This window comes from Halomonas sp. KX33721 (assembly GCF_001596805.1).
GTDB classification, from domain to species: domain Bacteria; phylum Pseudomonadota; class Gammaproteobacteria; order Pseudomonadales; family Halomonadaceae; genus Vreelandella; species Vreelandella aquamarina.
In genome coordinates this window covers 55,064-77,417 of sequence record NZ_LVIA01000026.1, presented here as the reverse complement: position 1 = coordinate 77,417, position 22,354 = coordinate 55,064, and the positions used below count along the sequence as shown (strand labels likewise).

The window sequence follows — 22,354 nt, the reverse complement described above, 5'->3', positions numbered from 1 at the left end:
TGCGAGAATTTCATGAACGCGACTGCCTCCCCCCAGTTCACTCAAGCCCAACTCACCCAAGCCGCTCGCCAAGCGTTGACGCTGATGGATTTGACCAGCCTGAACGACAGCGACACCGACAGCGTGATCGAAGCGCTGTGCCAGCAGGTGAAGACGCCGTTCGGCAACCCGGCGGCGGTTTGCGTTTATCCGCAGTTCATCGTCACCGCTGCCCGCGCCCTGAGTGCCCACAAGCTGGACGGCCAAGTCAAGATTGCCACCGTGACTAACTTCCCCCACGGCGGCGACGACATCATGGGGGCTGCCCGTGAAACCCGCGAAGCCGTGGCGTCTGGCGCTCACGAAGTCGACGTAGTGTTCCCCTACCGCGCGCTAATGGCAGGCGACGAAGAGACCGGCCGCGAGCTGGTAGAAATGTGTAAAGCCGCCTGCGGCGGACAAGCCCAGCTAAAAGTCATCATCGAATCTGGCGAACTCAAAGAGCCTGCGCTTATCCAACGCGCTAGCGAGCTGGCCATCGAAGGTGGCGCGGACTTTATCAAAACTTCCACCGGTAAAGTACCGGTCAACGCTACCCTGGAAGCCGCCGAGATCATGCTAAAAGCCATCAAAGCCAGCGGTAAAAATGTCGGTTTCAAAGCCGCTGGTGGCGTTCGCACCGCCGAAGAAGCGGCCCAGTACCTGGCGCTGGCTGCCGACATCATGGGCCCGCAGTGGGTGACGCCCGAGTACTTCCGGTTCGGTGCATCCAGCCTACTGACGAACCTACTGAACACGCTAAACGGCAATGCCGATGCCGCGACCAATGGAGGCTACTAAATGTCGTCAAACGCATCTCACCACGCCCTGCTCCCCCAAGAACTGATTCGCCTGAAGCGCGACGGCCAGCCGCTTCCCGCTGAAGAGATCAAAGCCTTCGTACAGGGCATCGCCGACGACCGCATCAGCGACGCGCAGATTGGCGCCTTCACCATGTCGGTGTTTTTAAACGGCATGAGCCGCGAAGAAGTCGTGGCATTGACCACCGCGACGCGCGATTCTGGCCACGTCATGCAGTGGGATTCCCTCAACCTGCCCGGCCCGATTGTGGACAAGCACTCCACCGGCGGCGTGGGCGATCTGGTATCGCTGGTGCTCGGCCCCTGGGTCGCTGCCTGCGGCGCGTTCGTGCCGATGATTTCTGGCCGTGGCCTGGGCCACACCGGCGGCACGCTGGACAAGCTGGAATCAATCCCCGGCTACGACCCCTACCCCGCGCCCGAGCGCTTCAGCGATGTCGTAAAATCCACCGGTGTGGCGATTATCGGCCAAACCGGCAACCTCGCCCCGGCGGATAAGCGCATCTACGGCGTGCGCGACGTGACCGCCACCGTGGAATCTATTCCGCTGATCACCGCGTCTATTTTGGGCAAGAAGCTGGCCTCTGGCCTGGATGCCCTGGTGATGGACGTTAAAGTGGGCAGCGGCGCATTTATGCCCACCCCGGAAAAATCCCGCGAGCTAGCGAAAAGTATCGCCAATGTCGCGACCCAAGCGGGCACGCCCACCACCGCGCTGCTCACCGATATGAGCCAACCGCTGGCCCCCTGTGCCGGTAACGCGGTAGAGATCGTCGAAACCCTGGCGCTACTGCGCGGCGAGCGCGCCAACAGCCGCGTGATGCAAGTCACCCGCGAACTCGCCGTTGAGATGTTGATTGCGGGTAAGCTGGTGGCTAACCGCGAAGAAGCCCTCACCAAGCTCGATAAAGCGCTCACCTCTGGCGCGGCGGCGGAAGTCTTCGCCCGCATGGTGCGCGAACTAGGCGGCCCCGCCGACTTTATGGAGCGCTCGGACAGCTACCTGGCCACCGCCCCGGTGATTCAAGCGGTGTACCCCGAGCAGAGCGGTATCGTACAGCGCTTCGATACCCGCGCCGTAGGTATGAGCGTGGTGGAACTGGGCGGCGGTCGCCTGCGTAACGACGCCAGCGTCGACCACAGCGTCGGGTTTAGCGATATCGTCGAAATCGGCGACCGCGTGGATAGCCAGCGCCCGCTGGCCATCGTCCACGCCCGCACCGAAGAGGCCGCCGCCCGTGCCGCCGCCCAGCTACGCGCGGCGGTCACCGTCGGCGACGCTGAAGCCACCGCCGACACACTGCTGCAAGAGACCTTCCGAGGAGAAGCCTAATGCGCCGTGCCATTGTTTTAGTACTCGACTCTTTTGGAATCGGTAGTGCGCCGGACGCCGACAAATTCGGTGACCAGGGGGCTGACACCCTGGGCCACATCGCCGCCGCCTGCGCGCGCGGCGAGGCCGATACCGCCGAGCGCTCCGGTCCGCTGAAGCTCCCCAATATGGCCGCGCTCGGCCTGTTCCACGCCCACCGGGATGCCACCGGTAGCGTGGCGGAAGGCGTCAGCCTGCCCGAGCAGTTGAACGGCGCTTACGCCCACGCCAAAGAGATCTCCAGCGGGAAAGACACCCCGTCCGGCCACTGGGAAATTGCCGGTGTGCCGGTGCGCTTTGACTGGGGCTACTTTCTCGACAAAACCAACAGTTTTCCCCAAGCGCTGCTGGATAGCATCGTTCAAGAAGCCGACCTGCCCGGCGTAATCGGCAACTGCCACGCCTCGGGCACCGAAATCATTGCCCGCCTGGGCGAAGAGCATATCGCCACCGGCAAGCCGATTGTGTATACCTCCGCAGACTCCGTGTTCCAGATTGCCGCCCACGAAGAGCACTTTGGCCTAGAGCGTCTCTATGCCCTGTGCGAAACCGTGCGCGAGCTGCTGGAGCCCTACAACATTGGCCGCGTCATCGCCCGCCCGTTTATCGGCGACGACCGCGAAAGCTTTGCCCGCACCGGCAATCGCCGCGACTACAGCGTTGAGCCGCCCAGCCCCACCGTGCTGCAAAAGCTGGCTGAGGCCGGCGGTGAAGTGGTGTCGATTGGCAAGATCGCCGACATCTACGCCCACTGCGGCATTACCCATAAAGTCAAAGCCAGCGGCCACGACGCGCTGATGGAGGCCACCCTGGCGGAAGTGGCGCGCACCGCCAACGAAACCAGTGACCGCCCGACCATGATCATGACCAACTTCGTCGATTTCGATTCGGTCTATGGCCACCGCCGGGACGTGCCGGGCTACGCCGCTGCGCTGGAGCACTTCGATGCCCGCCTGCCGGAGCTGCTCGCCACGCTCAACGACGACGACCTGCTGCTGCTCACCGCCGACCACGGCTGCGACCCTAGCTGGGAAGGCACCGAGCACACCCGCGAATACGTGCCGATCATGGTGCGCGGCGCAGGCTTCGCCCCCGGCCCGCTGGGCGAGCGCGGCACCTTTGCCGACATTGGCCAAACCCTGGCGGATTTCTTTGCCGTAGACGCCATGGCCGACGGCGAGAGTTTTTTACCTGACGCGGCCTAAGCGCCGATAACGCATCATTGGCACGTCAACGTGCACGGCCTGAACTCCGCAGAGCGGGGTTCAGGCTCCCTATTCAGAGAGGAGAGTTTCATGGCTACCCCACATATCAATGCCGAGAAGGGCGATTTCGCTGATACCGTACTGATGCCCGGCGACCCGCTGCGCGCCAAGTACATCGCGGATACGTACCTGGAGAACGTGCGCCAAGTAAACGATGTGCGCAATATGTTCGGCTACACCGGCACTTATAAAGGCCGCGAGATTTCCGTAATGGGCCACGGCATGGGTATTCCTTCCGTCTCCATTTACGCCAAAGAGCTGATTACCGATTACGGCGTGAAGTCGATCATTCGCGTCGGCTCCTGCGGCGCGGTGCGCGACGACGTGAACGTGCGTGACGTGGTGATCGGCATGGGTGCCTGCACCGATTCCAAAGTGAACCGCATGCGCTTTAACGACCACGACTTCGCTGCCATTGCCGATTTTGAACTGGCAAGCCACGCCGTCGCCGCCGCCAAAGCGCAGAACGTCGCCGTGAAAGTGGGCAACATCTTCTCAGCGGACCTGTTCTACAACCCGCAAACCGACATGGCCGAGCTGATGAAGCGCTACGGCATTGTGGGCGTTGAGATGGAAGCCGCAGGCCTGTACGGCGTAGCCGCCGAGTTCGGTGCCCGCGCACTGACCATCTGCACCGTGTCTGACCACATTCTGAAAGGCGACTCGCTCTCCAGCGCCGACCGTCAAACCACCTTCAACGACATGATGGTGATTGCGCTCGACACCGTTCTACGCGACGACGCTGCCAGCGCTTAACCGCTTGGAATCAAGCGCCCACTGAGAGGATAACGCCATGAGCCAAGCGGATCAGGCCCTGGTAGACACGCTGTTGACCACCCTGGGCAACGCCTACGCGCCCTACTCCAACCACCCGGTTGCAGCGGTCATGGAGTGCCCGGATGGTCAGCAGTTTGCCGGTAGTAACGTGGAAGTGGCCCACTACAAAGGGCTATGCGCCGAAGCCTCGGCCATTTCCGCCATGATTACCGCTGGCCAGCGCGAGCTTGCCAAGGTATACGTCATGGGCCCCGGCGAGCATCTCTGCACGCCCTGCGGCGACTGCCGCCAGCGCATTCGCGAGTTCGCCACCCCCAGCACGCAAATCATGGTGCTTTCCAAGCAGGGTGAGGTGTTGAAAACCTACACCATGGACAGCCTGCTGCCCGATGCCTTTGGGCCGGAGCAGCTGCCGGGGCGTTAGAAGGCCATGATTTACGTTATGAGCGCAGGCCAGACAAGGCGAAATTAACCGAAAAAGCGGAGTTTACAGATAGTAAATGAGCATTTTGAGGTTAATTTCAACGCAGTATGGACAAGCGTAATAGTAAATCGGGGTCTTCTTAGCTCGTTTCTCGCAACACAAGCGCCACCGGCAGCGACACGTGCCGGGGCGCTTTTCCCGCCAGCGCTTCGCTCAACAGCTCGACACTCATCGCCGCAATGGCCGCAATATCCTGGCGCACGGTGGTTAAGCCTGTAGCTAAGGTAGGCAGGTCGTCAAAGCCGGTAACGGCCACGTCTTCGGGCACACGAATATCGCGATCTTCCAGCGCGGCGACACAGCCGAGCGCCAGCTCGTCGGTAGCGCAGACCAGCGCATCGAACGGTAGTGGATCGTCATGGTTGAGAATACGGTTAAGGTAGCGGTAGCTAGTGAGCGAGTCGGACGTAAACCGATAGGGCAGGCTGAGTAGCTGCTCGCTAAGCGCTGCCTCTGCCATCGCTTGCTGGTAACCGGAAAGGCGGCTGTGGGGGCGCGGTACGTCCAACTCTCCGCCCACAAAGGCAATCCGCGTTCGCCCTTGTTGAATCAGATGCTGAGTGATCTGGTATAGCCCGGAGACATCGTCCGGAGCCACCGAAAAGCCTTCCCCCGCATTGCCAATGCGTACAAACGGTATGTCCGCCGCGCGCAGCACGCCTGGGCGCTCGTCTTCACCCGTTTCCCCTAGCAAAATCGCCGCGCCCGCCCGTTCTGGCAGCTCATGGGTTTGGTCGTGGTGGAAAAAGATCGGCACCATGCCCTGCTGGTGCAGCGCGACGGTCAGGTGCTGGTAGAGCAGAATATAGTAAGGGCGCAGCTCGATATCTTGCCGCCCAAGGGAGATTCCTACGACGGCGGCTTTGCCGCTGATGAGCTGCCGCGCCGCCGCGCTGGGCTGATAGGCCACTTCGCGGCTGATGGTGAGGATTTTGTCGCGCAGCGCGTCGCTGATCCCTGGCTTGCCATTGAGTGCCCGGCTTACCGAGGCAATCGAGACCTCGGCACGCCGGGCGATTTCACGAATGGTGGCGGTTTGCGCGCTCGGTTTGTTCTGTTTCATGCCATGCCTCAGCCAGTCGGGCCCTGATTGTACAAAAAGCGGGGCCGAAAATCGCTGAATGCACGGACGCTAATGCCGCTTGCGCTACCAGCCACGCCGCCCCAATCGCGCCAGCTCGCTATCCAACTGCTGCACCGCCTGCTCCGGCGTGACGCTGCCAGACAGCGCGTCGTGCACGCGGTTGAAGATCGCGTTGGAGACCCGCGGATAGGCATCGCCAGTAATGCTGGCCGGGCGCGGCACGCCGTTCATCACCGTCTCATATAGCTCGCCGATAAACGGCTGCGCGGCCAGCACGTCTTCATCCTCATAGAGCGCTGGGCGCGTGGGGTTACGGCCAAACTCAATGGCGTGGGCTTTTTGCTGGGCTTCGGCAGTGAGATAAGCCACCAGATCAGCGGCCGCCTGCGGCTCATCCGAGTAACGGGACACCGCCCAGTTCCAACCGCCCAGCGTCGCGACGGACTCGCCCTCTGGCCCGCTGGGCAGCGGCGCTACGCTGAATTTGTTCTGAATCGGCGTGCCGTCCGCTTGCCCCAGCGACCACACGTAGGGCCAGTTGCGCATAAACACCGCGTTGCCCGCCTGGAAAACGCCGCGAGCCTGCTCCTCCATGTAGTTACGCACACCTTCTGGACTGATATCCCCCACCCAAGAGACCGCTAGCGCCAGGGCTTCCACCGCCTGGGGATTGTTCACCGTGACCTGCCCCTCGGCATCCACGAACGTACCACCGCCGTAGCTGGCCACCCACTCCAGCGCGTTAGTGGTCAGCCCTTCGTAGGCACGCCCTTGAAAGACGAAACCATGCATGCGCTCGTTGCCCGCTTCCCGTTCGGCGTTTTGAATGCGTCGGGCGGTGTCGGTGAGCGCTTGCCACGTCTGCGGCACGTCAGCGCCGTACTGCTCCAGCAGGTCGTGGCGGTAGTAGAGCAGCCCGGCATCGGTAAACCAGGGCAGCGCGACCAGCTTGCCCTGCACGGTGTTGTTCTCCATCAGCGAGGGGATAAAGCCTTCTGCTGCACCTTCCGGCAGGTAATCGTGCAAATCCACCAAGTGCTCTGCCAGCAGGCCCGGCCAGACGATATCCACCATCAGCACATCAACATCCTGGGATTGGCTGCCCAAAAGCTGTTGGTAGAGCGACAGTTTTTCGGTAGCCGATGCAGGCGTGGTGACGATATTAACCTGATGGCCGCTGGCCTCGGCCCAGCGCTGGGAGAGCTCGGGGCAGAAATCCGCCGCCCCACCGTCGCCGCAGGCAACGGTAATTTCGGCGGCCATAGCAGGCAGCGCCGTGGGCAGCAGGGTCAGTAGTAGCAGCGGTGTTTTCAGGGTATGGCGCATCGTGGAGTCCTTATCTTGTTATTGGGTGTCGTACGTTTAAAGATGCGTGTTGCAACGTGCTTGTTAGCTGGCAATCGCCATGCTGCGATCTTCCAGACTGGACACAAAGCAGGCGTCTAGCACGGTTTGAATGGCCGCACCGCGAGCAAAATCGGGCTGGTCGTTCTCCCCCGTGCGAATGCTCTCGATAAAGCGCTGATAAATGCTGGGCGTGGGCGGCGCCTTGACCGTGCTCCAGCGGGCAGGATGCACATCGTCGTTCAGGCACACCTGTACCTCGTCTTTGGAGGCATCCAGATCCACGCGGATGGCGCCTTTATCACCGTGAACGCTCAGCGTTAACGAGTTGTGGTGGCCGGTGGCCCAGCGGGTCGCCTGGATGGTGCCCATGGCACCGTTAGCAAAACGTACGCGCATCAGCGCCGTGTCGTTGGCGTCCAGCACGTAGTCGCCAATGCGGTTATCCGGCGCTTTATCGAAGCAGGTCAGCTCGCAGTTCACCCGAGTGATATCGCCCACCGGGAAGCTGGCGAAATCGACGATATGCACGCCCACATCGCCTAGCACCCCTTTGCTGCCGTGGGCTTCCGAGAGCCGCCATAGCCATTGGCTCTCTTGGTCCCAGCGGCCCCAGGCGTTGCTGACCAGCCAGCTTTGGCGGTAGCTGGCGTCCACATGGCGCACGGTGCCAATGGCGCCGCCGGTGACGAGCGCGCGGGCGTGCTGAATGGCAGGGGCGTCCCGGTAGCTCAAGTTGACCATGTTGATGACGTTGGCGGCCTGGGCGGCGGCGGCCATCTCATGGGCATCCTCGGCGTTGGTAGCCAGGGGCTTTTCGCACAGGATATGTTTGCCCGCCGCAATGGCGGCCAGCGACGCGGCCTTGTGCACGCCATCCGGAGTGACATTGCTCACCGCGTGGATATCGTCCCGGGCCAGCATGTCGTCCAGCGACTGGTAAACATCGGCAATGCCATGGCGCTCGGCGAAGGCCTGGGCCTTGGGGAAATCACGGTCGCATACGGCAACCACTTCGACACCTTCGAGTCGGCCATAGTGCTTGGCGTGCTCGCCCGCCATGCTGCCCGCGCCAATAATCGCGATACGGATCATTTGAACCCCTCCTCACCGGGTTTGTGCAGGCTTTCGCCCTTGATCTCGACCGGGTTGGGCGCCTGGTCGGCGGGGACGTTGGGGCAGCTGTCGATCCACCGGGAGCCTTCCGGCTGCGCCCAGACCACGGCATTTTTGAGCACCCGCTTGACCTGCTCGTCGTAGTAGATCGGGTAGGTTTCGTGGCCGGGGCGGAAGTAGAAAACCTTGCCGTTGCCACGCTTGTAGGTCAGGCCGGAGCGGAACACTTCGCCGCCTTCGAAGGCACTGATGAAAATCACTTCGTCCGGGTTGGGTACCGCAAAGGGTTCGCCGTACATTTCGGTATGGGGCAGTTCAATGTAATCGCCGAGCCCTTGCACGATGGGGTGGCCAGGATTCACTACCCAGAGCCGCTCACGCTCGCCGGCTTCTCGCCATTTCAGCGAGCAGGTGGTGCCCATCAGCCGTTTGAAGATTTTCGAGTAGTGGCCGGAGTGCAGCACAATCAAGCCCATGCCCTGCAGCACGCGTTTTTGCACCCGGTCAACGGTCTCTTCCAGCACGTCGCCGTGGGCGGCGTGGCCCCACCACAGCAGCACATCGGTATTCTCCAACGTCTCTTCGCTGAGCCCTTGTTCTGGGTCTTGCAGCGTGACGGCGGTAGCGGACAGCGCCTCTGACTCATTCAAACCGTCGGCGATGCACTGGTGCATCCCGGTAGGATAAATGCGCGCTACCACCTCGTTGGTTTGCTCGTGGACGTTCTCGCCCCACACGGTGACTCGTAGTGTCATCGCTCTCTCCCAAGCGTGTTCGTGTATGACTTCACCAGCCGTTTCGACCGGCGCCTGGGCAAAAAGTAAACGTTTACGCGATTAGAGTAAACGTTTACTTATTAGCTTTTAGTCGCATCTTCAATGTCGTGCCACAGAGATTATTTATCGGTGTTTTCCGCCACGCGTTCTACATCCACGATGCCCGAGCGGCTGACCACGACCTTCCAACGAGCAAGATAGGGCGTGTCCTCGCTGCCGGTTTCACGTATCACTAGGTTGAATAGATGGCGCCGCTCCACACTCTCGCGCACCACCTGACCATCTTTGAGCCGGTAGATGTGATGTTTCTCTTTGCTCATTAGGCGGGTCAGCATCGAGAGATCGATATGCAGCGTTTCGCGGGTGTGTTCATAACCACTGAGAAAGCGCGTTGGCGACATGCGCGAGCTGGAGCGATAGTGCATCACTACCTCGTCACGCTGGGCCACGGTGCGCCGCCGCATCTGCTGAATATCGTCATCCAGAGCGGAATAGCGCTTGTAGTCGAACCACTCAAGTTGCCGCCCTACCAGGGCGTTGCGGGTGGGGTCGATGTATTGGCGACGCCATTTGGGGCGCCACGGCGCAGCCAGCGCCATAGCGTGTTACGCAGGTCATCTTTGAAGACTTCCCGCAGCGCATAGAGCAGCGCCATGGCCAGCACAAACAGTGCGGTAATATCCCCCAAGGCGTTGCGTAGCTGCAGAACACCCAGCGACACAAACGCCATCACCACCGCCGTGGCCAGCGCTTTGACCGCCTTTTGTTCGCCGCTACCCAGCTCCAGGGTACGCTGCTTGAGGGTGATCGGTTGCTCAATCAAGAGCCGCAGCAGGCGCATTTTATTCGACATGCGAGTCGGATCTTCCATGACCCGTTCGGCGTTGTACTCCTGGGCCTGACGGTACTCCCCTTCGCGCTGGCAAATGGTAATAAAGCGCCGCTTGATATCACTAAACGGCCCGCCCCGTGGCATATGCGCGACTAGAGCTAATAGCTGCTGCTCGGTGAACCAGGAGAGGTAGTTGTCGATATTGGCAAAGTATTTATAAAGACGCTCGTCGCTGGGCGGGTTGCGCCGCAGGCGTTTGAGAATGCCGTCACTCAGGTCACTCATTTCCGCGAGCCGTTCGGTCAGTGCGTTGGCCTTCTCATTCCAGGCGTCTGGCTCATCGGTTGGCTCGCGACGCAGCTTACGGGCGTCAGCCAGCAAGGCTTGGGTGGTGCGCTCCAAGGCCCCCACGTATTGATAGGCGTAAAGGCTGAGGCTCAAGCGGTAAGAGTCGCTACCCAACTGGTTACGGCTAGCCAATCGGCTATGCACCAGCGGCAAGTGATACTCGTCGCTGTAGTAAGTGCGCGAGACACTGATCGCACCATGATAAAATGCCTCTTCGGAAATGACGTGAGTGCTCAACCCAAGCTCTTTGGGCACGAACAAATACACATCGAGCGTATGCGAGGTTTCTTCTTTTAGCCGCCGCGATAGGCGCAGTTGGAAGCTATTTTTACGCTCAACGTTGATCACCTCACGAATCTCCTACTTCATTGCCAAACACGATGATATACCATGGTGAGCTCGCCATAGTGGTCTGCTAAACAGAGGCTACGGTTTACTACTTCGCCTTGGAGCTAGGGAATGTCCACCGCCCGTTTTTCACCCTTTGAGCTGCTGCTGCTCAAAAGCCGCAGCCAAGTGGATACGGCCACACTACTACTGCTGGGCTGGGTGCTGGTGCACCGCCAGCACGTCTCGGAAGGCCAGCGGCGTCGCCGCTTGGCCCAGGTGACATCGCAGTTTCGCCACGGACACGAACTGGGGCCGGTGATGAGTATTGCCCACAGCCAAGACCTGCACGCCATTCAGCTGGCCGCCGAGGTGGTACGCAAAGAGTGTTCTAAAGAGCGTAGCCTGAGTGTGATGCACCAAGCGATTACCGTGGCCACGGACGACGGCGATATCTCGCTTGCCAACCATTATATCCTGCGTTTTTTAGCCGATTTGCTAAACGTAGCGCCGGCCACCTTGGGCACGCTTTTTCAGGAACTGACTGGCCAGCCGCTGCGCCAGCCGGAAGACCCGAGCCGCGACGCCTATTGGCAAGCTCACGACCCGGACTACTATGCCCGCAAAGCGCGGGAAGAAGCCGAGGCTGCACAACGCGCCAAGGCATCGCAGGCCGAGCAAGAACAGCAGCAGCGGGCCAAAGCGGATAAACAGCAGGAAAAGAAGCAGAAGCAGCAGGAAAAAAAGCAGCAAAAAGAGGACGCCCGCCGTGCCAAAGCGCGGGCGGAGCAGTCCAGCGCCGAACAGAAAGCGGAGAAGGCCAGAGCCGAGCAAGCGCGTCAGGAGCAGGCACGCCAAGAGCGAGCACGCCAAGAGCGAGCACGCCAGGAGCAGGCGCGGCAAGAGGAGTCACGACAACGCCAGCAACGTAGCAGCCCACCGCCTCCCGATCGCACCACTCGCGCCCTCGCCGTCCTGGGGCTGACGCCAGGGGCGAGCAAAACCGATGTACGCCGCGCCTATCGCCGCATGGCCCAGCTTCACCACCCAGATCGCTTCTACTCCGATAGCGAGCACCAGGTCGCTCTAGCGTCGGCGCGTTTTCAACGCATCAAAAATGCCTATGATTATTTGATGCAAACCTACTAATCACTACGCTTGGAAAGAGACTTCCTGGATTATGCGCGACCTGTATCAACGCCTCGCTCTGTCGCCTGACGCGAACGACCATCAGATCAACAGTGCCCTGGCCCGCTGCCCCAATAGCGCACTACGCCAGGATGCTACCTCCGTGCTCGCCGTTGCCCCACACCGGGAAACCTACGACACCCTTCACCACACCCTGAGCGACATTGGGCGCCTGCGCGCCCGGTTGGGCCTAACCCACGGTGCCCATTGGCAGGGCGATGTGGCCAATGATTTTTCGCTGCCGCCGGATAACGCGGTCTCCCGCCACGATGAGCTAGTTGACCGCGTCAGTCACGCGGTCTCGCTCTATAACCGCTGGCGTCGCCTGCGGGGGCCATGGTTACTCATCGCCGTTTTCACCGTGGGGGCGGGCATAGGCCTCGCTTTGGGGTTTGCCTTGAGCTTGGGGCTTGGCTTGGGCTGACGTGCCGTGGCGCTCCCGCTCGTCTTGACGGATTTCCGCCTGAGTGGGGCGTGGTGCGGGCTTCGGGGGCGCGGGCTTTTTATGTGGCTCTTCATTGGAAGAAGAATGGCTCTCCTCGCCCCGCTCCATGCTTAAATCGGTGCCGGAGGTGTCTTCCATACGCGACTCAGAGCGCGCTTCCATGCTGACACTCAAACGCGGTACACCCAGGTCGATCTCTTGTGCTTCCATGCGCTGCTTCAGCAGCAGGTTAAAGGCGCGGGAAACATCCCACTGCATTTCCGGCGCAGTGCGAAAACGCATCCGCAGGATGGGGCAGCCCTCTTCAAAGCCCTGCACGCCCTGCATCTCCAGCGGCGACCAGATGTAGTGGCGCATCATCGGGTCTTTACGTAGCTCCTGGGCGGTCTCCTGCATCAGGGTAATCGCATCGTCGATTTTCATATCGTAAGGAATGCGAATACGCATCAGCGCAATACCGAACTGGCGGGACATATTGTGGATCGATTCGATACGACTGAAGGTGATGATGTGCAGCACGCCGTCCAGGTCACGCAGCCGCACGGTGCGCAGTGTTAACCCTTCTACTGTGCCCATATGGCCGTTGATCTGCACAAAGTCATCCACCGCCAACGAGTCTTCAATCAGAATAAAAATACCAGTGATTAAATCCTGCACCAGGGTTTGGGCACCAAAACCAATCGCCAGACCGATCACACCGGCACCGGCCAGCAGCGGCGTGACGTTCACCCCAAGGTTGGCTAGCCCCGCAATCACCGCGATGATCAAAATAGCGACAAAAATCACGTTGCGAATCATCGGCGTAATGGTTTGCGCACGGGCTTGATTTACCCGCCGCCCGCGGGAGCGAGCCGAAGAGGTCAACGCCCGCTGAATGGCCGTATCGGCAAAGATCCATACCAGCCAGGCCAGCAAAATCGTAGCACCAAGGCTCACCAGCGCTTGCCCGATGCGGGCGCTGGCCACCGCCTGCTGGCCTAAACCAAACAGCGAACCGCCCCACACTTGCATAGAGAGCTCGGCGAACACCATCCACGCGCAAATATGTGCCAGCACGAACCCGAAACGTTCCAAACGCTTGCGGTACTGACTGAAGCGGCGGCGATGGCGGCGCTTGTTGAGCCGCTCGGCTTGGCGGCGCAGCAGCCCGGTCACGACTAGCGTCAGCACTAGTAAACTGGCAGAGACAATCGAGCGCGCCAGGGCCGTGCCCACATCCCCTACGGTAATAAAAATCGCCAGCAGCGAGCCACCAACCATTAAAAGCGCCGGGATATGCCACAGCCCTCCCAAGGTACGAATCATCTCAACCGCGGCGCTGGCATCGCGGCGCTGCTTATAAGGCCGGTTGCAAATCAGATGACGTATGGGGCGCTTAAACTTAAAGATAAAGCGCGCCGATAGCAGCGCTGCCAGCATGTTCGCCAGCACCGATACCAAGCCGGAAAGCTCTGCGCCCAGTAGTTCTACTAAGCGCGTGGAGTTCACCGCATCGCCCAAGGCAATCAGCGCGCCAATCACAAACAGGCCACGCAGCGCTTTGTGCTGTAACACCTGCACTGCCGGGAAGCGATGGCCCCGACTGAAGAAGGCGATCACGGTCTCAAACACTACCGAGAGCGCGCGGCCACATAGGCAGATATATGCCACCACCAGCACCACGGCACGCCCTGGGCTGTAAGGCAGGATTTGACCAATACCGAGGGTAATGGCAAATGACAGCGTCCACGGCAGCATGCGACGTAAAAAGTGCACCGCCAGCAGCCACGCTTTGGGGTCGCGGGGAAGATCCAACGGCCAGTGACGTCGCGTGGCGACTAAGCGGCCAAAGGCAATCATCACTACCAACAGCGCGCTCCATACAAAGGCCAGCACGGCGCCGTCGGCCACCGCGCGAATGACCTCCCCTTGGTCAGCGCCATCATGTAAAGCGCGTAAGTCATCCGCCCCCTGCACTAGCTGGCGTGACCACTCGTCAATCGGTGAATCTCCCGCCTGGGCCTGTTCGCCAATGTCGGTTAGCGTATCGGCCAGCGCGCCTAACAACCCCTGGCGAACGACGCCATCCTCCTCGGCGGCCTCGGTGCTCACCTGCAGCTCGCGCAGCGAGTCCAGTAGTGCGGTGCGCTGCTCCTCGTTTTCGAGTATGGAGATCACATTGCCAAGCGAGCGCTGAAAATCTTCGTTACTTACCTCGGACTGTTCCGACGAGTCGCCACCCGTCAGGTTAGGCAAGGAAACACTCTGCGCCAGTGCCGCCGCGCTGAGCAGCATGCTGAGCACTACGCCTACGATGATTTGGGTTATCCAGTGCTGTCGCACGCATTACTCCCGTCATAGACCGGCCACAGGTGCCGGTGATTAACATTTACTTCGTTGATTACGCTCAGCCTCAACGTGTGACTATGATAGGCTGCCCCTTCAAACGTTCCTCTCAAGGATACCGAGATGACGCTGCAAGCCCCACCCAAACGCGTAAATAAAGATGGCCAAACACGCTGCGTCGGCGTTGAAATCGAGTTTGCCGGGCTACCGCCCCGCGAGACAGCTGAGCTGGTGCGCACGCTATTTGGTGGGGAGCTTAACGTGGTCAGCCCTCATCGGCTACAGGTGGAAGGCACACGTTGGGGAGAGTTTGGCATTGAGCTGGATACCCAATACGCCCACCCTGATAAAGCACTGCTGGAAGAGCACCATGAAAGCGACAGTGAATGGGCGCGCCAGCAGCACCAGCGGCGAGTAGAGTTTCACCAAAAAACCCGCGAGCTAATCGGCGATATGGTGACCGGCTTGGTGCCCACCGAAATCGTCTGCCCGCCTATTCCTTGGGACGAGCTAGAAACACTCGATACGCTCTTTGAAACGCTGCGGGAAAAAGGCGCCAAAGGCACCGATGCCAGCCTGCTCTATGGTTTTGGTCTACACCTGAACCCTGAGGTGGAAAGCCAGGAGGTGGAGTACCTGCTCGCCATGATGCGCGCCTACCTGCTGCTGGCCAATTGGCTGCGTGAAGAAATTAAGGTGGATATCACCCGCGAAGTGCTGCCGCACGCCAACCCGTTTCCCAAGGAGTACGCCCGTAAGGTGCTGGATCTGCGTTACCAGCCGGACCTCGACACCTTCATCGACGACTACCTGGCCGATAATCCTACCCGTAACCGCGAGCTGGACCTGCTGCCGCTGTTTGCCCACCTGCGCCCGGAACACCCTCACGCGCTGCTGCACGGCCAGTTGACCAAGCCACGGCCCACCTTCCATTATCGGTTGCCCAATGCGCAGCTGTCGCAGCCGGGCTGGGGCAGCGTAATGGAGTGGAACCGCTGGGTGGAGGTAGAGAAGCTGGCCCACGATCAGGACAACCTTCACGCCCGCTGCCAGGAGTACATGGCCGAACAGCGCCAGCCCTGGTGGCAGCGCCTCAAGCGCAGACTGTTTGGCCATGTCTAGACCCCTGATCGGCATCACGACCTCAGATTACAAAAGCCAGCTTGCCTGGTGCTTCGACTGGTTTGCCGTCTGGCGTCACGGCGGCAGGCCGCTGCGGCTTTCCCCTTCCCGCCCCTTGCCAGAGCATCTGGACGGCCTGATCATTGGCGGCGGGGACGACATTCAAGCCCACCTGTACGGCGGCGAAGTGCAGCTCGACGTGCGCTTGGATCCCGCCCGGGACGAGTTAGAATTGAGCTTGTTGAATCGGTTCATTCCGCAAAACACACCGGTGCTTGGCATCTGCCGGGGCGCTCAGTTAATTAACGTACATTTGGGTGGCACGCTGGACCCCGATATTTATACGACCCATGAAGGCTTGAAGCGGCGGCGTACCGTGCTGCCCCGCAAAACCGTCGATATCGTCGGCGGCAGCCAACTGTATCAACTGCTGGGCGTCACTTGGTGTCGGGTGAACAGCCTGCATCACCAGGCCGTTAACCAGGCGGGAAAAGGCATTAAAATCGTCGCGAGAGACAGAGATGGGCTAGTGCAGGGGATTGAGTCCGAAGCCCACGACTTTCTGATTGGCGTACAGTGGCATCCCGAATGGCTAATCTTCAACCGCCCCCAGCAGCGTTTGATACGTGCGCTGGTGAAGGCGGCCAAGGCGCCCCGCTAGCCTTTCAGTGCCGCCAATGCCGCGTCGTAATCCGGCTCGTCTTTCAGCTCGCTGACCAGCTCGCTGTGCAGCACGCGGTTGTCCGCGTCCAGTACAACGACCGCGCGGGCACACAGCCCTTCCATGCTGTTGTTACACAGCGCCACGCCCCAGGCTTCCTGGAACTCCCGATGGCGGAAGGTGGAGAGCGTCTCAACGTTATCCAATCCTTCGGCTCCGCAGAAGCGCTTGGCGGCGAACGGCAGGTCAGCCGAGACTACCAGTACAACGGTATCTTGCAGGCTGGAGGCCAGTTCATTAAACCGCCGGGTAGACATCGCACAGGTGGGCGTGTCCACACTGGGTATAATGTTCAACACTTTACGTTTGCCTTGGTAGGTGTCCAGCGTGACATCTTCCAGGTCGCTGTTGGTCAGCGTCATCGCCGGGGCAGCTTGCCCAACGACAGGTAGAGTACCTGCTACATCTATCGGCTGCCCTGCACGAGTAATCTGTTGCATATCAAGCTCCTAATGTATGGTAAAACGGTAATTAAACAAGACGTTTCAGCTTACAGCGTAATGACCTGATTCGGCTATCTTTCCACCGCCGCGATACGATAACGAGAATGCCATGGCCTCTTTAGTCATTATTAAAACCGGGGACGCCTTCCCTGAAGTGGTCGACCAACACGGTGATTTTGAGCAGCTGTTTATCCGGCGGCTGAACGATGCGTTACCCGAGCAGTTAACGCTAAAGGTGTGGGATGCGCGGCTGACGGCGACGCCTCCCGACGACATTGCAGGTGCCGTGATTACCGGTTCTCACAGCATGGTGAGCGAGCAGCCCTCCTGGAGCGAGGCGCTAAAACCCTGGCTGCAGCAAGCACTGGCCGATAACCTGCCGCTGCTGGGCGTTTGTTATGGCCATCAGCTAATGGCGGCGGCGTTTGGCGGTATTAGCGACTATCACCCCGCTGGCCGAGAATCGGGCACTCGGACGGTACGCTTAACCCAGGCAGGCCAGCAAGACCCGCTCTTTAGCCAACTACCCGGGCACTTTCCTGCTCACCTCACCCACGCACAGTCGGTGATGCAGCTTCCTCATGGCGCTACTATTCTGGCCCACAACTGCCACGACGCCCACCAAGCGCTACGCTACGGGCCGCGCCAATGGAGCGTCCAGTTTCACCCTGAGTTTTCACCGCCCGTCATGCGCGCCTACATTGAGCGCCAGCGCGCAGCCCTGCGTGACCAGGGTGACAACCCAGACCAGCTACTCAATGAGATTAGCGAGACGCCAGAAGCGACCAGCCTGCTGCAGCTTTTTATCGACTTTATTTAACGCTTCTTTTGATCTCGCCGCGATGCCAGCCGATCTGCCAAGCGGGTCGGCTCAGGCAGCTTGGTTGGGCCCAGGCAGCGCATTACCCACTCAAGGGAGGTATCCAGCGAAAGCCGATGCCCCGGCGAGACGAATACCGGCTTTACGTTCCCCCGCGAGCGTAGTACGGCACCAATCACCTCTTGCCCGGCCATGAGCGGTACCCAATCGCCCCGCGCTTCACCAACCTCTGCATGCTTACCAGTCAACCGTGACTTGGCGATACCGATGGTAGGTAGATCAAGCCAAAGCCCTAGATGTGCCGCGACCCCTAGCCGCCTGGGGTGGGCGATGCCTTGGCCATCGACCATCACCAGCTGTGGCTGAGTCTTGAGCTTGGCAAACGCACCTAGCACAGCGGGGATTTCGCGAAAGGAGAGTAGCCCTGGAATATAGGGCATGCGTGTGGGTTCGCGATGCACCACTTGCTCGACCACCGGTAGATACGGAGCCTCTTCTGGCAACCACTGCAACACCACCACTGCCGCCCGCGTCACCGCCCCGCCCTCTTCAAAGCCAATGTCTACCCCCGCGATATACCTCACCGGGTTGATGCGGTCACGGCTCTCTAACTGCTGGGCGAGTTGTGACTGCAGCGCAATCGCCTGTTTGGGTGACAGGCTCCATTCGTGTAGCGCAGCGTCCATGCATGCTCCTTGTGACTATCAAAGTGAAGTACGTATAGCGTAGCCAAAAAAAATCCCCCTACGCCAGTTGGCGCGAGGCCAGTGGCATAGGGGGATCGACGTGACTCAAGCGTTAGGCGATGTTAAGCGCCCAAGACTGAGTTACGCACGTTCGCGGCGGCGAACCGGCGCATCACCATCGTCACGACGGCGGCGCGGTGCACGCTCAGACGCACGGTCTTCGCTGATTTCCAGCGGGCGACCGGCCACACGGGCACGAGCCATCTTGGCCAGAATGGTAGACGGCAGACCGCTAGGCAGTTCAACGACCGAGAAAGCGTTGCGAATATCGATACGACCGATACGCGCGCCTTCAATGCCGCCTTCGTTCGCCAGCGCGCCGACCAGTTGACCCGGCTTCACACCGTCTTTATGGCCAACGGAAACACGGTAGCGGGTCATGCCTTCGCTGGGCGCGCTGGAGCGCTCGCGACGAGCACCGCCCGGCTTGCCCGGTGCGCCATCGCGCGGGGCACGCTCTTTGCGCGGTGCCTGAAGACGACCAATCGGCGCTTCGTCGGCGCGGGCCATGGCGGCAAACGCGCAGGCCAGCTCGACGGCGTCGTGACCCTCTTCCACCAAACGCTCGACCAGGGCACGCTGCTCTTCTGCACCTTTCGTCAGCGCGGCAACAACGCGATGATGGAACACTTCATCACGGTGGGCGCGAATAGCGGCTTCGTCAGGCAGCGGCATTTCAGTCATTTTCTGACCGGTTGCCTGCTCCATCCAACCCACTTTGCGACCTTCACGGAAGCCCGCGAAAGTGATTGCGATGCCGCTACGGCCCGCACGACCGGTACGACCGATACGGTGGGTGTAGGCTTCAGCGTCTTGCGGCAGGTCGTAGTTGATAACGTGCGTAATACGCGGAACGTCAAGACCACGGGCAGCAACGTCAGTCGCAATCAGCACGTCCACTTTGCCACGCTTCAAGCGGGTAATCGTGCGCTCACGCAGGCTCTGATCTAGATCACCCGATAGGCCAGCGGCGTTGACGCCACGAGCAGTCAGCTGCTCGACCAGCGTGGTACAGGCAGCACGTGTACGCACGAACACGATGGCCGCATCCACCGGCTCCACTTCGAGAATACGCGACAGCGCTTCCAGCTTGGCACCACCGTCGACACGCACGAGGCGCTGCTCGATGTTTTCACCTGTGGTCGTGCGCGACTCAATCGCCACCTTCACCGGGTTGACCAAATAACGGTTGACGATGCGCTCGATTTCAGTCGGCAGGGTCGCCGAGAAAAACACACGCTGAGCATCTTTCGGGGTATCGGCAACCACGCGTTTTACGTCGTCGATAAAGCCCATGCGCAGCATTTCGTCGGCTTCGTCCAGCACCAGCGCAGACAGGCCATCTAACTTCAGGCTGCCACGATCCAGGTGGTCAATCACGCGGCCCGGCGTGCCCACTACCACTTGGGCACCACGCTTCAGCGCGCCTAACTGCTCACGGTACTCTTGACCACCGCAGAGGGTAGCCACTTCCAACCCCTGAAGGTTTTGGCCATAACGGCTAAAAGAGACGGCGACCTGTTGAGCCAGTTCGCGGGTCGGCGCAAGCACCAGTACCTGGGGCTCGCGACGCTGCATGTCGAGACGCGACAGCAGCGGTAGTGCGAAAGCAGCGGTTTTGCCGGTACCCGTTTGCGCTTGGCCCAGCATATCGCGACCTTCCAGCAACGCAGGGATGGTCTGCGCCTGGATGGGTGAAGGAGTTTCATAGCCCTGTGCTTCAACAGCAGACAGAACGGCAGGCAATAGAGCCAGATCGCCGAAGCTCGGCGAGGCGACAGAAGTCGAGGTCATTAATCACACCTTGGTAGGCCGGAAGAACCGGCAAAAAACATCGTAAGCGTCTCTGACTCTGTTTTCATGCAGCGCGTAACAGTACGCTGCAAAAGAACAAGGCTCCGCATCGCGGATATCGTCATCAGTGGAGTCGGAGACGCCGGTCGCACCTGGCATTCGGTTGGCAACACCGCATTTGCGGGCCAACCGCTGTGGCGACCTTCTGCGCCGATTTCACCCGTTTGGTGAAATGCTGGAGGCGCGCCATCTTCACAGCAATGAACATCCAGTCGAGGGGATGTTCCTGCAAACGTTCTGCTCAATGCCACAAGGCCACTGAATCAACGCTTGCCGTCGTGATGGAGGGGTCAACACATGCGAGGAGCGCGCATCCTACCACCCCACTGGTGAGCTGACCAGCTTTTTTACTTTAACCAATATCATCCTGAAACTTGCACTTGTTCACTATTGGTCTAACCTGAGAGGTGCCTCACGTTGTTCAAGAACTTCAAGGCGTGATGCACATGAACTGGGATCAGATTATTGTTAGCGTTAAAACGCTACTTTTATAGCCACATGGAGAGAAGCTATGCGTAAATCAATCCTCACGACTGCAATTACAACGGCACTGCTTGGCGGTATGGCCTTTAATGTTCAGGCGCAAACAGAGCCGCAGGGTATGTACTCTGCCGATGATATCCTTGATGCAGAAGTGTTCTTTGCCAATGGGTCAGGCGAAGAGATTGGCGAAGTCGATGACATTTTGTTTGACGAAGAGATGCGTATTTCAGCCCTCGTAATCGAGAGTGGTGCTGTACTTGGCTTAGGCGGACGCGAAATTGTAGTGAACACTGACCAATTTACGCTTGAAACACATACTGAAAACGATGGCGACACTGAGCATCGCATCATGTTGGAAGCTACATCTGAAGAAGTGGAGTCATTCCCAACGTATGATCGCGACTGGTGGGAACAAACCAAAGCGAACGCACGCGATGCTTGGCAAACCACTAAAGAAGGTGCACAGAGCGCTTGGCAGTCTACTCGTGAAGCAATAGATGCCAACGAGTAACACGTTTGTTTGCTGATACACAGCAATATAGGAAAGGGCCACCCAAGCGGATGGCCCTTTTTCGTACATAGCGTACAGCATTTAGCGGCGACGTATCCCCTGTCCCGGCAAACGCTCCCGGTCGTGCGGGCGCATAAAGTCCAGTAGCGGGCCTGCTGGTACAATACGCGTGGGGTTAATCGTGTCGTGGCTGTAATAGTAGTGTCGCTTGATATGATCCATATTGACGGTCTCCGCCACACCCGGCCACTGGTAAAGCTCACGCACGTAGTTGGAAAGGTTCGGGTAATCTTCAATGCGTTTGAAATTGCATTTGAAGTGGCCAAAGTAGACCGCGTCAAAGCGAATTAGCGTTGTGAAGAGGCGAATATCCGCTTCGGTGAGCCACTCCCCCGCGAGGTAGCGATGCTCTGCCAGTCGCTTCTCAATGCGCTCTAACGCATCAAAGAGTGCGGTCACGTGCTTCTCATACACCTGCTGCTCGGTGGCGAACCCGGATTTGTAAACGCCATTATTGATATGGTCGTATACGTCATCATTTACTTCGTCGATGACGCTGCGCAGATCTTCTGGGTAGAAATCCAGATTATTGCCTGTCAGCTCATCGAAGGCTCGGTTGAAGATACGCAGCAAATCAGCGGATTCGTTATTGATAATCGCGCTGCGCTGTTTATCCCACAATACCGGCACCGTGACCCGCCCAGTGTAGGTCGGGTTGGTCATGGTATAGAGCTGGTGGTGAAACTCAGCGTGATTGATCGGATCGCCGCTGGCGCCTTCGTCTTGATGGTATGTCCAACCGTTGCCCAGCATCAGTGGGCTAACGTGAGAAGTACCTATCAACGGTTCCAGACCTTTCAGTTTGCGCATGATCAGCGCACGGTGCGCCCAGGGGCAGGCGAGCGATACATAAAGGTGGTAGCGATCCGCTTGGGCCGGATAACTGTCGCCTTGCGACTCTTCACTACTGCCCACCCAATCGCGCAGTTGCGCGGACTCACGTACAAACTCACCGCCATGCTTTTTGGTGTCATACCACTGGTCTACCCACTCACCGTTTACAAGCAGTCCCATCAGGCGTCTCCTACGTTGAACGTTTTATACTGTGATTGACGTTCAGCATACCCCCGAC

20 protein-coding genes and 1 pseudogene are annotated in these 22,354 nt (G+C 59.6%); 11 read left to right on the top strand and 10 right to left on the bottom strand.

Annotated elements, in window-relative coordinates:
- Positions 1-12: 12 nt before the first annotated feature.
- The 5 genes from deoC (at position 13) to cdd (ending at position 4,677) form a co-directional block, all read left to right on the top strand.
- A complete protein-coding gene (gene deoC, locus A3220_RS10635) occupies positions 13-819 on the top strand; it encodes a deoxyribose-phosphate aldolase (protein WP_062374776.1) in 807 nt (268 codons plus the stop codon).
- Positions 820-2,172 carry a thymidine phosphorylase gene (gene deoA / locus A3220_RS10630; RefSeq protein ID WP_062374774.1) on the top strand — a complete coding sequence of 451 codons (1,353 nt, stop codon included), beginning with the start codon at positions 820-822 and terminating at the stop codon, positions 2,170-2,172.
- On the top strand, positions 2,172-3,416 hold the full coding sequence (locus tag A3220_RS10625) for a phosphopentomutase (RefSeq protein WP_062374773.1): 1,245 nt from the start codon (positions 2,172-2,174) through the stop codon (positions 3,414-3,416). The genes deoA and A3220_RS10625 overlap by 1 nt, the downstream gene beginning before the upstream one ends.
- A gap of 90 nt (positions 3,417-3,506) precedes the next feature.
- Complete coding sequence (deoD, locus tag A3220_RS10620) at positions 3,507-4,232, top strand: purine-nucleoside phosphorylase (protein ID WP_062374771.1); 726 nt, start codon at positions 3,507-3,509, stop codon at positions 4,230-4,232.
- Positions 4,233-4,269: 37 nt separating this feature from the next.
- Positions 4,270-4,677 (top strand): cytidine deaminase, encoded by a 408-nt coding sequence (gene cdd / locus A3220_RS10615; RefSeq protein ID WP_044629006.1) that lies wholly within the window; start codon positions 4,270-4,272, stop codon positions 4,675-4,677.
- A 139-nt stretch (positions 4,678-4,816) separates the two neighbouring features.
- Here the strand turns inward: cdd and A3220_RS10610 are convergent, their stop codons facing one another.
- The 5 genes and pseudogenes from A3220_RS10610 to A3220_RS10590 all read right to left on the bottom strand — a co-directional run bounded on the left by A3220_RS10610 (position 4,817) and on the right by A3220_RS10590 (position 10,585).
- Positions 4,817-5,800, bottom strand: coding sequence for a LacI family DNA-binding transcriptional regulator (locus A3220_RS10610; protein ID WP_044629005.1), 984 nt, complete (start codon positions 5,798-5,800; stop codon positions 4,817-4,819).
- Positions 5,801-5,884: 84 nt separating this feature from the next.
- Entirely contained in the window at positions 5,885-7,147 is a 1,263-nt protein-coding gene (locus A3220_RS10605; protein WP_062374770.1) for an ABC transporter substrate-binding protein, read from the bottom strand.
- A 63-nt stretch (positions 7,148-7,210) separates the two neighbouring features.
- Positions 7,211-8,260, bottom strand: a complete 1,050-nt coding sequence (locus A3220_RS10600; RefSeq protein WP_062374768.1) for a Gfo/Idh/MocA family oxidoreductase — start codon at positions 8,258-8,260, stop codon at positions 7,211-7,213.
- Positions 8,257-9,036, bottom strand: a complete 780-nt coding sequence (locus A3220_RS10595) for a ThuA domain-containing protein (RefSeq protein WP_044629002.1) — start codon at positions 9,034-9,036, stop codon at positions 8,257-8,259. Before A3220_RS10595 ends, A3220_RS10600 begins: the two co-directional genes overlap by 4 nt.
- Before the next feature lie 140 nt (positions 9,037-9,176).
- A pseudogene (locus A3220_RS10590) lies at positions 9,177-10,585 on the bottom strand (hypothetical protein).
- A gap of 111 nt (positions 10,586-10,696) precedes the next feature.
- On the opposite strand from A3220_RS10590, the gene A3220_RS10585 reads away from it, so the two are divergent.
- Positions 10,697-11,713, top strand: coding sequence for a DnaJ domain-containing protein (locus A3220_RS10585; RefSeq protein WP_062374766.1), 1,017 nt, complete (start codon positions 10,697-10,699; stop codon positions 11,711-11,713).
- A gap of 31 nt (positions 11,714-11,744) precedes the next feature.
- The gene (locus tag A3220_RS10580) at positions 11,745-12,176 is read left to right on the top strand and encodes a hypothetical protein (protein ID WP_044628999.1); all 432 of its coding nucleotides are present in this window, start codon (positions 11,745-11,747) and stop codon (positions 12,174-12,176) included.
- Here the strand turns inward: A3220_RS10580 and A3220_RS10575 are convergent.
- On the bottom strand, positions 12,093-14,519 hold the full coding sequence (locus A3220_RS10575; RefSeq protein WP_062374765.1) for a mechanosensitive ion channel family protein: 2,427 nt from the start codon (positions 14,517-14,519) through the stop codon (positions 12,093-12,095). The two genes, A3220_RS10580 and A3220_RS10575, sit on opposite strands and share 84 nt — an antisense overlap.
- Before the next feature lie 126 nt (positions 14,520-14,645).
- On the opposite strand from A3220_RS10575, the gene A3220_RS10570 reads away from it, so the two are divergent.
- Positions 14,646-15,644: an amidoligase family protein gene (locus A3220_RS10570; protein ID WP_044628997.1), complete on the top strand. Its 999-nt coding sequence runs from the start codon at positions 14,646-14,648 to the stop codon at positions 15,642-15,644.
- Positions 15,637-16,305, top strand: a complete 669-nt coding sequence (locus A3220_RS10565; RefSeq protein ID WP_044628996.1) for a type 1 glutamine amidotransferase — start codon at positions 15,637-15,639, stop codon at positions 16,303-16,305. The genes A3220_RS10570 and A3220_RS10565 overlap by 8 nt, the downstream gene beginning before the upstream one ends.
- Here A3220_RS10565 and tpx read toward each other — a convergent pair.
- A complete protein-coding gene (gene tpx / locus A3220_RS10560; RefSeq protein WP_062374763.1) occupies positions 16,302-16,805 on the bottom strand; it encodes a thiol peroxidase in 504 nt (167 codons plus the stop codon). The genes A3220_RS10565 and tpx overlap by 4 nt on opposite strands.
- Before the next feature lie 112 nt (positions 16,806-16,917).
- Here tpx and A3220_RS10555 point away from each other — a divergent pair, with 112 nt between their 5' ends.
- On the top strand, positions 16,918-17,628 hold the full coding sequence (locus tag A3220_RS10555; protein ID WP_044628994.1) for a glutamine amidotransferase: 711 nt from the start codon (positions 16,918-16,920) through the stop codon (positions 17,626-17,628).
- Here the strand turns inward: A3220_RS10555 and nfi are convergent.
- Together nfi and A3220_RS10545 are read right to left on the bottom strand one after the other, a co-directional pair.
- Complete coding sequence (gene nfi, locus A3220_RS10550) at positions 17,625-18,314, bottom strand: deoxyribonuclease V (RefSeq protein WP_044628993.1); 690 nt, start codon at positions 18,312-18,314, stop codon at positions 17,625-17,627. The two genes, A3220_RS10555 and nfi, sit on opposite strands and share 4 nt — an antisense overlap.
- Before the next feature lie 141 nt (positions 18,315-18,455).
- Positions 18,456-20,168 carry a DEAD/DEAH box helicase gene (locus tag A3220_RS10545; RefSeq protein ID WP_062374761.1) on the bottom strand — a complete coding sequence of 571 codons (1,713 nt, stop codon included), beginning with the start codon at positions 20,166-20,168 and terminating at the stop codon, positions 18,456-18,458.
- Positions 20,169-20,739: 571 nt separating this feature from the next.
- On the opposite strand from A3220_RS10545, the gene A3220_RS10540 reads away from it, so the two are divergent.
- On the top strand, positions 20,740-21,222 hold the full coding sequence (locus A3220_RS10540) for a PRC-barrel domain-containing protein (RefSeq protein ID WP_044628991.1): 483 nt from the start codon (positions 20,740-20,742) through the stop codon (positions 21,220-21,222).
- Positions 21,223-21,303: 81 nt separating this feature from the next.
- On the opposite strand, the gene A3220_RS10535 is transcribed toward A3220_RS10540, so the two are convergent.
- A complete protein-coding gene (locus A3220_RS10535) occupies positions 21,304-22,296 on the bottom strand; it encodes a glutathione S-transferase family protein (RefSeq protein ID WP_044628990.1) in 993 nt (330 codons plus the stop codon).
- Between the last annotated feature and the right edge of the window lie 58 nt (positions 22,297-22,354).